Source organism: Sphingobacterium sp. UBA2480, from assembly GCF_002341965.1.
GTDB lineage: Bacteria > Bacteroidota > Bacteroidia > Sphingobacteriales > Sphingobacteriaceae > Sphingobacterium > Sphingobacterium multivorum.
Genome location: NZ_DDPA01000003.1, coordinates 148,458 through 161,957, shown reverse-complemented (window position 1 = coordinate 161,957; position 13,500 = coordinate 148,458). Strand labels below are relative to the sequence as shown.

Here is a 13,500-nt window from a genome sequence, read left to right as displayed (position 1 = left end):
AACTTACTTCTTATCTAAAAAACTTGCGTCATCGATTTCATTACCGTCTTTGATAAAACGTTTGAACCATGACAATAATCCTTGCTCCTTTTGTTGTTGTTCAGAAACTTCTTTTGTTGTCACCGTAGCGGCCTGCACTTTTTTAGATGGGGCGTGCATTTCTCTCCGGCTATCTTCCTCTTCCTCGTGCGACTGGATTCCCTTGATCAACAAGCCGATACTTGTTGCATACAACGGACTTTTCAATTCTTCAAACAACGGTTTTGGTAAAACCTCGTTCTTAGAAAGATATTCATTCGGAAATCCGATACGACAATCTATTCCAGTAATATATTCAACAAGTTGTACCAAATGTTTTAATTGAGCACCACCACCGGTAATCACAATACCACCGATCAGTTTATTTTCATATCCAGAAGATTTGATTTCATAATACACGTGCTCAATAATTTCCTCCATTCTAGCTTGGATGATATAAGCTAGGTTTTTAACAGAAATTTCTTTTGGTTCACGACCTTTTAATCCGGGCACGCAAATCACCTCATTTTCTTTGTTTTCATCAGCTAAAGCTGATCCAAAGCGAGTTTTCAACAATTCAGCTTGGGAACGCAAAACAGAACATCCCTGACGGATATCTTCTGTGACGATATTACCGCCTAAAGGAATCACAGCTGTGTGACGAATAATTCCTTCATGGAAGATGGCAACATCTGTGGTTCCACCACCGATATCTACTAATACAACACCAGCATTTTTTTCGTCTTCATCCAATACAGCTTCTGAAGACGCTAAAGGCTCGAGAATCAATTCAGCAACTTCCAGATTGGAATTATCAATACATTTTTTGATGTTTTTAATATCAGTTACACGTCCCGATATAATATGGAAATTTGCTTCAATACGACGCCCCGCCATACCGATAGGTTCGCGAATCCCCGGCTCGTTATCTACCGTAAATTCCTGTGGTAAAACATGTATAATTTCTTCTCCTGGAGGCAGTACCAGTTTATACATATCCGAAATCAGTCGTTCGATATCGCGTCGAATGATTTCGTCGTCACCATCGGTTTTGGTAAATATTCCACGGTGTTGAATACTTTTGATGTGTTGGCCAGCAATTCCCACATTCACCACTTTAATATCCACATTGGACTGTGCTTCGGCTATCTCAACAGCCTCTAAAATACTTCCCACAGTTTTCTGGATATTAGCAACTACTCCGCGGCTTACACCGGCAGAGTCCGCTTTCCCCACACCTAATAATTCAATTTTGTTTCCTGAGCTACGTCTCCCAACCGTAACACAAATTTTGGTAGTACCAATATCGAGTCCCACGATAATTGGGTTTTCTCTTTCAATTTCTGCTGCCTTTGAGTTCATAATTTCCTGTATTGTTGCTGTATTACTATAATGTATTATTTGCTACTTTTTTTGTTTGATCGCCTGAAAAACTCCAGTTTCCTCGTTTTTCACAGATGATCTGACCTCCATATTTCACATTGACAACACCGTAAGCATTTATACCTACCTTTGGCATGATCTGCGTATAAAAGGTCTTTAATAATTCAAATTTTTGTTCCAATGAATCTGCCGATCCAACAATTAATTGCTGTGTCCCTACACGAGGTACAAGTTCAATATCCTTATCCGAGTTCACATATATCTGCACAACCTGATTACTCCATAATTCGTCATTTTTGATAAATTCAACGACCTTAACCAAATCTTTAATCAATGGTGTTGCTATGGTATCCAGTGCTTCATTATATCCTTCTGCGATATTCCCTGTTGCAACCATGATGTGCGGTATATACTTCAACGTTGTCGGTATCTTCAATCCTTTGGGGTCAACATAAAACTCCTTTCCATTTTTGTTGATGATCCGCATGACAGCCTCGCGCTGATTAATATTAATTCTGATCGTACCATCCATATCGGCATGTATACTGGCATCGGACACATAAGGTAATTTACGTAAGGTTTTTTCAACTTTCTGAAAGGGAATTCCATTGACTTTCTTTCCCACGAAACTACCATAGTTATGTTCTATTAACTTAGAGATATCCGCCTGATCAATAAAGGCTTCTGTACCTTCAATGACAATCTTAATATCTTTACAAACTTGTTGCTCATCACGTTTCCCCACAATAGTCATAATCACGACGACAACAATTACACCTATAAAAAATAGTGTAAAGTAGAGGACACGATTCCATTGTATGTTACGTAATTTTTTAAGCATGCTCTAAAATTGCCTGTAACGGTTTAACCAATTTGTCAATATCACCTGCCCCAACTGTAACAATCAGTTCCGGCTTTTCATCGCGTGCAAATTCCAAGACTTCTTCTGCAGTTACAAGCTGTTTTTCCGCTGCCGTAATTTTATCCAATAACCAACTCGAATTGATCCCTTCAATAGGAAGCTCCCGTGCAGGATAGATTTCCATTAACAACAGCTTGTCAGCCATGGACAATACCTCGGCGAAACCATCCACAAAATCCCGCGTACGCGTAAATAAATGCGGCTGAAAGACCACATTTAACTTTTTCGTAGGATACAATTTCCGCATCGAAGTTAAAAATGCACGCAGTTCCTCTGGATGGTGCGCATAATCATCAATATACACCGCTCCAGGTTTACGGACAATATATTCAAACCTTCTTTTCACGCCTTTAAATGTCGTCAACGCTTTCTTAATAGCTTGGTCTGCAATCCCAAGTAAACGGGCTACCGCAATCGCAGCTACCGCGTTTTCAACATTGTGGATACCAGGGATACCTAAATGAATATCATCTATTCGTCCGTTGGTATCTTGGTAATCAAAAAAGAACTCTCCATCGCGTACATGCACATTGGAAGCATATGCATCAGCGATTTCATGGCCTGAATAACTGATTTGCCCCTCAAACTCGAGGCCTTTTTTTATAATACGTGTACCTCCTTCAACAACTTTATCCAAGAACATTTGGAACGATTCAAGCAAATGGCTCCGATCGCCATAAATGTCCAGATGATCCGCATCAGAAGAAGTTACTATTGCGATATTGGGGTGAAGCGTCAGGAATGAACGATCAAACTCATCAGCCTCAACCACAACTGTATTATTATTTCCATAAAGCACATTGGTACCGTAGTTAGAACTGATTCCACCCAAAAAGGCCGAACAGTCGTAGCCCGAATCTTTCAATACATGTGCCACCATTGTAGAAGTTGTCGTTTTACCATGTGTACCAGCAACCGCTACTGTAAATCTACTCTCACTAATGATCCCCAAAACTTGAGATCGTTTATAGAGCGTATGTCCCTGGGATTCAAAAAAAGCTTTAATCTTCGAATCTTTAGGAATAGCCGGTGTAAAAATGACTAATGTCTCTGCTGCAGATACGTGAAAAATAGCATCAATCGTGTTGATATCATCCTGATAGGAGATCGCAATTCCTTCCTTGACTAAGGTTTTAGTCAGCTCAGTTTCTGTACGGTCATATCCATTCACCTCACAGCCCAAATGCTTAAAATAGCGTGCAAGACCACTCATGCCTATACCACCTATTCCGATCAAGTAAACTTGTTTTATTGCATCTAGATTCATACTTCGTCTATTTTTTATTAACCAATTTATACACTTCCTCGGCAATCTGTACGTCAGCATTCAACTTACCGAGTCTTTTAATATTTTCACTTAATTGTGCGACATGATCTGCGTCTTTTAATAAAGTTAAAGCAGCAGGAACCAAGTCTTTCTTTGCATCACTATCCTTAACCAATAATGCAGCTCCCTTATTGACCAATGCCATTGCATTTTTGGTCTGATGATCTTCGGCCACATTGGGTGAAGGCACAAGGATAACAGGTTTTCCAACCACACAGAGCTCAGAGATGGTACCGGCTCCAGCACGGCTAATAATCAAATCTGCCGCAGCATAAGCATAATCCATGCGCTGAAGAAAGGCCAGCATCTTGATATTACCTGGAAGTTTACCTGTCAACTCCGCCTGTAGGTTTTCAACATAGAAACTACCGCATTGCCAAATCAGCTGCACTTCTTCCTCCTTTAGCTCATTCAGGTAAGCAACAACACTTTCATTTAATGTTTTAGCCCCCAAACTACCGCCAAGTACCAAAATTGTTTTTTTGTGTGGATCTAACGCAAAGAACGCTAAGGCCTCCTCTCTTTTTCCCGCTATCGCAATAGACTCGCGTCTTATTGGATTGCCGGTGAGCAATACTTTGTCCGCAGGAAAGAATTGCTCCATCCCCTCATAAGCCACACATATTTTTGCAGCCTTAGCACCAACTTTTTTGTTGGTTACACCAGCATAGGAATTCTGTTCTTGCACGACTGTTGGCACCTCCAGCTTATTGGCCATCATTAGCAATGGACCTGAAGCAAAACCACCTACCCCTACAGCCACATCCGGTCTAAAATCCTTAATTATGCTTTTTGCTTTATTTAAACTTTTCATAAGCTTAAACGGCAAAAAGATATTCTTCCACAGCTGCTTTCTATTGATTCCCTGAATGTCGAGTCCAACAATCTTATATCCTGCTGCGGGCACTTTATCCATTTCCATCCGGCCATTGGCACCCACAAATAGAATTTCATTTGCAGGATCCATTGCCTTCAATGCATTTGCAATTGAAATCGCCGGAAAGATATGTCCTCCGGTTCCACCACCACTGATAATTACGCGAATTGCCATGCTTAATTTATTATTATGCAGGAATAGATCCTATAACCACTTTTTTCGGTTTAGGCTTTTCATCCAGCTCTTCTTTACCTTTTAATTCTTCAATATTTCTACTCACACTCAGGATGATTCCCAAGGCGACACTCGTAAATAAAATCGAGGTTCCTCCCATACTCACTAGTGGAAGCGGAACCCCCGTTACTGGTCCCAATCCGACGGCAACAGCCATATTGGCCAAAGCCTGAATTGTCAAACTAAATCCCAAACCCGCAGCCAGAAAAGTACCAAAAGCTTTGGGACTCATCGTGACAATACGTATACATCGATACATAAATGCCAAATACAGAAATAGCAGAATCACCCCCCCGACTGTTCCATATTCTTCAATGATAATTGCGTAAATAAAATCGGAATAAGGGTGCGGCAACACATTACGTTGCACACTATTTCCCGGTCCTTTTCCAAAAAGCCCACCAGTTGCTATAGCAATTTTCGCATTGTTTGCCTGATAATTTTTATCATCCTGGAAGGATACCGTTTTATCCACTTTTTCAGTATGAAAAAAAGATTTTACCCGGCTGATATAAGTCGTTCTACGGGGACCAAAGAAGATAACCATCATAAGGAGAACCCCTCCGCCACAACAAACAATGGCAATCTGCTTAAAACTAATCCGTCCGATCAAGAGCAATAAAACACTCACGCCAAACAGCATCAATGCGGTAGATAGATTGGCCAAGGCAATCAGAATAAACACACCACACACCGACCCCATAATGGGTAAGAACGATTTTTTCACATCTTTGATCTCTTCCTGCTTTCGGGATAACATCCTTGCAAGAAAGACGATAAGTGACAACTTTGCTAAATCCGATGTTTGAAAGGTCAAACCTATACCAGGGATAGTCAACCAACGACTAGCTTCATTAACTTTACTTCCGAACAACAGCGTAAACAACAATAAAGGGATTGTAATACCCATCATTATTTTGGATATACCCGCATAATACCGATAATCTAACTTGTGAGAAAGATACATCAGGACAAAGCCTATGGCAATAATAGAGAAATGCTTTAACAGATACATTTCAGTCCCTTTCCCTTCTTTATAAGCCAAGGTACCCACCGAACTGTATACAGCCAAAAGTGACCATCCCGATAAGATAATCACAATGATCCATATCCATCGATCACCCTTCAATTTAGACATTATATTCTGTAGCATATCCTTCCTCCTCTTATTGGGTTACACCATTTATAATTCCATTACAGCAGCCTTAAATTTATCGCCACGATCTTCATAATTCTTAAACCAATCAAAACTAGCGCAAGCAGGAGACAATAAGACGGTGTCACCTTTTTGAGCTAAGTGGGACGACAATACCACGGCATCTTGCATGGAGGTACTGTTGACAATAATCTCCACATCTTGTTCAAATGCTTTATGAATTGCAGCCGTATCTTTTCCTAAACAAACGATAGCGCGCACCTTGTCTTTGACCAAATCAGCAAGCATACTGTAATCGTTTCCTTTATCCACGCCCCCCAATAACAACACGATTGGTGTAGAGAAACTTTCCAAAGCATACCATACCGAATTTACATTCGTCGCCTTTGAATCGTTAATGTAATTTACACCGCCGATACAGGCTACATGTTCAAGGCGATGTGGAATATTCACATACGATCCCATACTTTCTTTCATCACTTGATTTCTCAATTCCTGCACTTTCGCAATTAACCCAGAAGCCATGCTATTATAAATATTATGCTTCCCCTGCAATGACAATTCCTCAGCTCTCATAGTGAATGTATCGTTATTTGGTGTATTAATAATTATTGTTTTGTTGGCATTTAAATAAGCCCCCAATTCAACAAGTTGTTCTTGTGTAAAAGGCAAATAGGTCCCTTTACTATGATGTCTTTCCAATCCTTTAACTGTTTCCGGATCGTCCAGGCAGTATATAAAATAATCCTTCTCCGTTTGATTCTGAATCATTCTGAATTTTGAATCCACATAATTTTCCATTTTATGGTCATAGCGATCCAAATGATCAGGAGTAATATTCAGTATAACAGCAACATCTGCTCTAAAATGGTACATATCGTCCAGCATAAAGCTCGATATTTCCAATACATAGCAATCGAACTGTTCTTTAGCCACCTGCAATGCAAAGCTTTTCCCGATATTACCTGCCAATCCGACGTTTAAACCGCCATGCTTAAGCATTTCATAAGTCAACATCGTCGTCGTAGACTTTCCGTTTGACCCTGTAATACAGATTAACTTTGCATCCGTATATTGCGCCGCAAATTCAATTTCTGCAATCACAGGTATATTCTTTGCTCTCAATGCAACGACCAATGGTACGGTCGCTGGAATACCAGGGCTTTTTACAACCAGTGCAGCATTCAAGATACGGCCTTCGTCATGTTGACCTTCTTCGAAAGCTATTCCCTCCGCTTTTAGTTGTTCCTTATAGTGGTCTGCAATAAGCCCTTTATCTGACACAAATACATCAAATCCCTTTTCTTTCCCAAGAATCGCCGTTCCAACACCGCTTTCGCCTGCCCCTAAAATGACCAGACTTCCAGATTGAGGATAATATGTTGTTGCAATATTTGACATCATTATCTAATTTTCAATGTTACAATAGTAAGAATGGCCAATATGATTCCTACAATAACAAAACGTGTTACAATTTTCGCTTCATGATACCCCTTCTTCTGAAAGTGATGGTGCAATGGTGACATCAAAAAGATCCGTCTACCCTCACCATATTTCTTCTTCGTGTATTTGAAATACGACACCTGAAGAATAACCGAAAGGTTTTCCAACAGAAACACACCACACAAAATTGGGATCAATAATTCTTTCCGGATCAAAATAGCAAAGGCAGCAATAATACCGCCGATCGCTAAACTTCCCGTATCACCCATAAAAACTTGAGCAGGATACGTATTATACCATAAGAAACCTACGCAAGCGCCAACAAATGCCCCAGCGAAAATCACGAGTTCTCCGGAATTGGGGATATACATAATATTGAGGTAATCTGAAAAGATCACGTTACCCGACACGTACGCTAAAATGGCTAAAGTAACACCAATGATGGCGGATGTACTCGTGGCTAAACCATCGATACCGTCCGTAATATTTGCGCCGTTTGAAACTGCCGTAACGATAAAAATAACAACAACTAAAAAGACGATAAAAGTCAGATAATCGCTCTGTAGTCCAAATATTTTAAACACCTTGGCATAATCAAACTCATTATTTTTATAAAACGGAATATTCGTCTTCGATGATTTTACGTTTTCAGCGTAGGTCTTCTCACCTGTACCTTCATTGATAACCACTTCAACAGGCTTGGTAGAGGTTGGTTTATCGACCCCTTTTCGAACTACGATATCTGGATGAAAGTACATCGTACAAGCAATTATTGCTCCCAAGCCAACTTGTCCAACAACTTTAAACTTACCAGCTAAGCCTTCTTTATTATGTCGAAAGACCTTGATATAATCATCTAAAAATCCAATTGCGCCCATCCAAAGTGTTGTCACAATCATGATAATCACATAGATATTCGTCAATTTAGCAAATAACAAGGTAGGGATAAGAATACCTGCAATAATGATGATCCCACCCATTGTCGGCGTACCAGCTTTCTTTTTTTCTCCTTCAAGCCCCAAATCACGAATTGTCTCTCCAACTTGCTTATTATGCAAGAATTGAATCAATTTTCCCCCAAAAACCGTGGTAATAATCAATGAAGCGATTACAGCCATAGATGTCCTAAAAGAGATGTATTGAAACAAACCTCCTCCAGGTATATGAATATATTCGCTAAGCCACGTAAAAAGATGGTACAACATATTTCTATTGTTCGTTAAATGTATTCTCTAAAATTTCTTTATCATCAAAATGATGTTTTACACCATTTATATCTTGATATTTCTCATGCCCTTTTCCTGCAACCAGGATAATATCCCCAGGATTAGCCAGCTGATATGCTGTCCTTATCGCTTCCTTACGATCAGCTATAGAAAGCGTCTTCGCCTTTTGGTCTGCTGCCACACCGGCTTCAATATCTTTAATAATCTGATAAGGATCTTCTGTACGCGGATTGTCGGACGTAATCAAAAATCGATCACTATAACGCAGAGCCGCTTCAGCCATTTCAGGTCGTTTAGTTTTGTCCCGATCGCCTCCGCATCCCAATACGGTAATGATTTTTTGTTCCGGACGTCGCAATGAGCTAATGGTCTTCAACACATTTTCAACTGCGTCAGGAGTATGCGCATAGTCCACAATTCCAAAAACACCAGAAGTCGATTTCATCGTTTCAAACCGCCCCTCTGCCCCCTTCAAGGTACTGAGTGCGGTCAATACTTTCACCGTTTCCTGCTCAAGCAAGATAGCGGCACCATAAACCGCCAAAAGGTTATATGCGTTGAAATCGCCGATCAATTTTACCCATACTTCCTGTCCATCAACACTCATCAACATACCATCGAAATGGCTTTCGATCACCTTTGCTTTAAAATCCGCTCCAGAACGTAAGCCATAGCTTTTCCGATGTGCCACTGTATTTTGAAGCATGACCTGACCATTTCTATCGTCAGCATTCGTCAAAGCAAAAGCATTCGCATCCAGATCGTCAAAAAACTTCTTTTTCGCTTTAATATAGTTATCAAAAGTTTTATGGAAATCCAGGTGATCATGCGTAATGTTCGTGAATATTGCACCCGCAAACACCAAGCCTGCAATACGTTCCTGAACGACAGCATGCGAACTAACCTCCATAAACGCATAATCACAACCATCATCAACCATATCCCGTAACAATTTATTCAATTGAATAGGGTCTGGTGTTGTATGCGTTGCTGGTATAATCTTTGTTCCAATTTGGTTTTGTACTGTAGATAATAAGCCTACATGGTAGCCTAGCTCAGTAAACAGCTGAAACAACAATGTGGCTACTGTCGTTTTACCATTCGTACCGGTCACCCCAACAAGTTTCAACTGCTCAGCAGGATTTTCGTAGAAATTAGCCGCAGCAACCCCTAAAGCATAAGCAGAATCAGCCACCAAGATATAAGCGACAGAATCTAACGTCTCTTCGGGCAACTCCTCTACAATAACGGCTCTTGCTCCCGAGGTAATTGCCTTGTCTACAAACAAGTGACCATCTGTTTGAACACCCCGCACTGCGATAAACAAACTTCCCAACTCCACTTTTCTGGAATCAAAGCACAAAGAGTGCACATCGACCTCTTCAAGGTTCCCTACAACCTGCTGTACAGGGATAGCATGCAATACTTTTTTTAAATCCATCATTACTTAAGTTCTAAATTTATCGCCGTTCCAAAAGGCAGTTTCTGCCCCGCAGCTAACGACTGTACCCCAACTCTTCCTTTTCCTGTCACGTGTGCTTTAAATCCTGCATTCTCTACAACATATAAAGCATCCATCAATCCCATTCCAACAACATTCGGAACAATCCCTTCTTTATATTTTAAATCTATGAATGGTACGCCTCGTGTTGAGGTATCCACCTCTCCCCGCGCAATTGTATCCCAATTCACGGTATTGATTCCCAACCTATCGTACACTTTTTTACTAGCTTCCTTCGAACCTTGCAAAGTCAATGGCATTCTCCCGCCCACATTGACTGCTTTAAACGTTTTTTTCCCCTCCATCTCCATATCGTTTGCATATACCATGTCTGCAAGCTCTTTAAATACGGGCCCTGCAATCGATGCACCGTAATATCCATTTCTCGGGTTACGAATCACCACAATAATGGAATATTTTGGATCTTCAGCTGGAAAATACCCCGCGAATGAAGATTGATATCGTCTAGCACCGTACCCTCTCGAGCCATCAGCCATCTGTGCGGTACCTGTTTTACCACCAGAGCTATATAACGGACTAGCAACACTTCTACCTGTTCCTTCAGTCATAACACCTTCCATCATTCCCCTCACCTCTGCTAAAGCATGATCCGAAGCGATCTTTTCGTTAATCACTTTCGCTTGAAACGTTTGAATAGTATTTCCTAAATGCCGAATTTCCTTAACAAATAGCGGCGCTATCAACTTTCCGTTATTTGCGACAGCATTATAAAATGTCAACGTTTGCAATGGTGTAATTTTCATTTCATAGCCGTAAGCCATCTGTACCAACGATAACCCACTCCAGCTTTTGCTTTTCGACGTTTTCACCAAAGGCACACCTTCCCCGGGAATCTGTAGATCGAGCGTCTTACCAAAACCAAAAGAATGTAGCTTTGATGTAAACTGATCCGGGTTATCTTTATAGGCTTGATATACAAACTTCGTAACACCCACATTCGACGACTCCTCAAAAGCCCTTTTCGCTGAAATTACAGACTTCTTAGGCGCATGTGAATCACGAATCGTATGCTTATAAATTGGCCAGTTACCATTACCAATATTTACTGTTGTACTCGAATCTATTTTCTTATCATCAATCAAAGCCAGATAAGAAGCCAACTTAAACGTTGAACCTGGATCTGCACTTTGCGCAATCGCAAGATTGAACTTTTCACGATAGACCCCATCTTTGTCACGCATAAAATTGGCCACCGCACGCACCTCTCCTGTTTTCACCTCCATCATCACAACACAGCCTTCATCTGCATTACTTGTAATCATCTGCTTCTCCAGAGCCCTTTGCGCCATATCCTGCATATTCACATCAATGGTAGATATAATATCAGACCCATCAACGGGGGCAACCTCAATATCTTTGTTAACAGGAATCCATACTCCGCCAGCAATACGCTGCATCAACCTCTTCCCGCTTTTTCCGTCGATATATTCGCCATACGCACCTTCCAGTCCAACATGAATATCTTCTTTCACATTTTTATATCCGATGGTTCTAGCAGCGAGATTGACAAAAGGTAAAATACGCTTATTCTGCCTATCTGTAATCAAACAACTTGGAAAACGCTCCTTGTTGACTTTAGCAGATTTAAGTAAAGGAAATTGTTTTACCCTTTTTAAATCCTGATGTGACACATTACGTTTGAGCAACAAGTAGCGCTGCTTTTTATTCCGTGCCTGTTTTAATAATGTCAAATACTGCCGAGATGATTTATCTTTAAAAAAATCAGCAAGTTTAATAGCCAAGGAGTCAACTTTCAAATTGAAATACTCTTCATCTTCTTCGGGAATCGCCATTGCATCAAAACGAAGCTCATATTCAGGCACCGAAGTAGCCAACAAGCTTCCGTCATTTGAATAAATATTACCACGAGCAGCTTCCACCTCCCGTTCCTGAATAGAAAGGCTATCCGCTAAAGCTTTCCAATGCTCTCCATCGACATACTGCAACTTGGCCATTTTTCCAAATACCAAAAACGCAAGTAGTACGATAAGCCCAAAAGCAAAGTAGACACGCACAAGAATCGTATTTCTGATACTCATAACTCTTCCTATTTATCTTCTTTATTCTCTATAACTTCAACCTTGATCGGTGGCTCCACACGCTCTTTCAACCCCAAAGAATCGACACGTTTGGCAATTTCTGTCTGTGTAGACATTTTCATCAGTTCGGCAGAGAGAGACTTATGATCCCAGCCCAATTCCTTTACCTCTTTACTCACTTTATCGATACTCCGAATAGTTCGCTCTGCAAAATGACGATTGGAAATGTACAACAACATCAGAAAGGCGATAAAAGCTCCGAAAGGCAAGTATTGCAATATTCTATTTAACGAAAGGTCTCCAACGGTAAAAAGCGTTTTAATAAACGCTTCTGTTTCTTCCGCCTTTTCTTCGACAGTTTCTTGTAGTTCTTCCTGAACTTCTTCACTCAATTCTTTCTGTCTTATCGTATTTCTGCTCATCCTCTCGCTCCATTTTAAGACAAATCCAACTTTTCAGCAATACGCAGTTTCGCACTGCGCGATCTATTATTTACCGCCAACTCTTGCGCAGATGCCGTAATTGCTTTACGGCTCAACACATGAAATGGCTTAATTTCATTTCCAAAAAAATCCTTTTCAACTTCCCCTTTAAACTTACCTTTAGCCATAAAATTCTTAACCAAACGGTCCTCCAAAGAGTGATAGGACATCACAGCCAATCGGCCTTCAACACCGAGCACATCAACTGTCTGCAACAAAAATTCCTGCAAAGCCTCCAATTCACGGTTCACTTCTATACGAAGAGCCTGAAATACCTGTGCATGGTACTTATGTTCTTTACCCTTTGGAACCAGACGTTGAATCACCTCTTTCAATTCAGCAACAGTCTGGATCGGCTGTGACAAACGCGCAGTGACAATTGTTTTCGCAAGCGACTTAGCGTTCATGATTTCACCATACATACCAAAAATACGGTGAAGATCCTCCTCCGAATAGGTTGCCAACAGCGACTTCGCATCCAAATCACCAACTTGATCCATACGCATATCCAGGTCTGCATCAAAGCGAATAGAAAATCCACGATCTGCAGCATCAAATTGATGCGAAGAAACACCTAGATCTGCTAAAATACCATCTACGGAACGCACACCTTCCAAACGAAGGCTATTCTTTAAAAACCTAAAGTTTTGGTGTATCAACGTAAAACGAGGATCGTCGATTGCATTTTCCAATGCATCCGGATCCTGATCAAAAGCAAACAACTTCCCCTTCGGCCCCAGTCTCTTCAGAATCTCTCGAGAATGGCCACCACCACCAAAAGTCACATCCACATAAATACCATCTGGCTTAATAGCCAAAGCATCCATGCATTCTTGTAACATTACCGGAACATGATATACATTCTCCATAC

Annotated in this window: 11 protein-coding genes; all 11 read right to left on the bottom strand. The window is 40.7% G+C overall.

What is annotated here, in order from left to right:
- Positions 1-3: 3 nt before the first annotated feature.
- From ftsA to rsmH, 11 genes are read right to left on the bottom strand one after another with little or no spacing between them, the layout of a single operon-like run.
- Positions 4-1,380 (bottom strand): cell division protein FtsA, encoded by a 1,377-nt coding sequence (gene ftsA, locus B3600_RS06550; RefSeq protein WP_070564959.1) that lies wholly within the window; start codon positions 1,378-1,380, stop codon positions 4-6.
- A gap of 25 nt (positions 1,381-1,405) precedes the next feature.
- Positions 1,406-2,242, bottom strand: coding sequence for a cell division protein FtsQ/DivIB (locus B3600_RS06545; RefSeq protein WP_286752453.1), 837 nt, complete (start codon positions 2,240-2,242; stop codon positions 1,406-1,408).
- A complete protein-coding gene (murC, locus tag B3600_RS06540; protein ID WP_286752452.1) occupies positions 2,235-3,590 on the bottom strand; it encodes a UDP-N-acetylmuramate--L-alanine ligase in 1,356 nt (451 codons plus the stop codon). The genes B3600_RS06545 and murC overlap by 8 nt, the downstream gene beginning before the upstream one ends.
- Before the next feature lie 7 nt (positions 3,591-3,597).
- Positions 3,598-4,701 carry an undecaprenyldiphospho-muramoylpentapeptide beta-N-acetylglucosaminyltransferase gene (murG, locus tag B3600_RS06535; RefSeq protein WP_286752451.1) on the bottom strand — a complete coding sequence of 368 codons (1,104 nt, stop codon included), beginning with the start codon at positions 4,699-4,701 and terminating at the stop codon, positions 3,598-3,600.
- 13 nt (positions 4,702-4,714) lie between these two features.
- The gene (locus B3600_RS06530) at positions 4,715-5,914 is read right to left on the bottom strand and encodes an FtsW/RodA/SpoVE family cell cycle protein (protein WP_046673971.1); all 1,200 of its coding nucleotides are present in this window, start codon (positions 5,912-5,914) and stop codon (positions 4,715-4,717) included.
- Between the two features lie 30 nt (positions 5,915-5,944).
- The gene (murD, locus tag B3600_RS06525) at positions 5,945-7,318 is read right to left on the bottom strand and encodes a UDP-N-acetylmuramoyl-L-alanine--D-glutamate ligase (RefSeq protein ID WP_070564947.1); all 1,374 of its coding nucleotides are present in this window, start codon (positions 7,316-7,318) and stop codon (positions 5,945-5,947) included.
- Between the two features lie 2 nt (positions 7,319-7,320).
- The gene (mraY, locus tag B3600_RS06520) at positions 7,321-8,565 is read right to left on the bottom strand and encodes a phospho-N-acetylmuramoyl-pentapeptide-transferase (protein ID WP_046673969.1); all 1,245 of its coding nucleotides are present in this window, start codon (positions 8,563-8,565) and stop codon (positions 7,321-7,323) included.
- 4 nt (positions 8,566-8,569) lie between these two features.
- Positions 8,570-10,030 carry a UDP-N-acetylmuramoyl-L-alanyl-D-glutamate--2,6-diaminopimelate ligase gene (locus tag B3600_RS06515; RefSeq protein WP_286752450.1) on the bottom strand — a complete coding sequence of 487 codons (1,461 nt, stop codon included), beginning with the start codon at positions 10,028-10,030 and terminating at the stop codon, positions 8,570-8,572.
- Positions 10,030-12,147, bottom strand: a complete 2,118-nt coding sequence (locus tag B3600_RS06510) for a penicillin-binding protein (RefSeq protein ID WP_286752449.1) — start codon at positions 12,145-12,147, stop codon at positions 10,030-10,032. The genes B3600_RS06515 and B3600_RS06510 overlap by 1 nt, the downstream gene beginning before the upstream one ends.
- An 8-nt stretch (positions 12,148-12,155) precedes the next feature.
- Entirely contained in the window at positions 12,156-12,569 is a 414-nt protein-coding gene (locus tag B3600_RS06505) for an FtsL-like putative cell division protein (protein WP_286752448.1), read from the bottom strand.
- Positions 12,570-12,583: 14 nt separating this feature from the next.
- Positions 12,584-13,498 carry a 16S rRNA (cytosine(1402)-N(4))-methyltransferase RsmH gene (rsmH, locus tag B3600_RS06500; protein WP_286752447.1) on the bottom strand — a complete coding sequence of 305 codons (915 nt, stop codon included), beginning with the start codon at positions 13,496-13,498 and terminating at the stop codon, positions 12,584-12,586.
- Positions 13,499-13,500 lie beyond the last annotated feature (2 nt).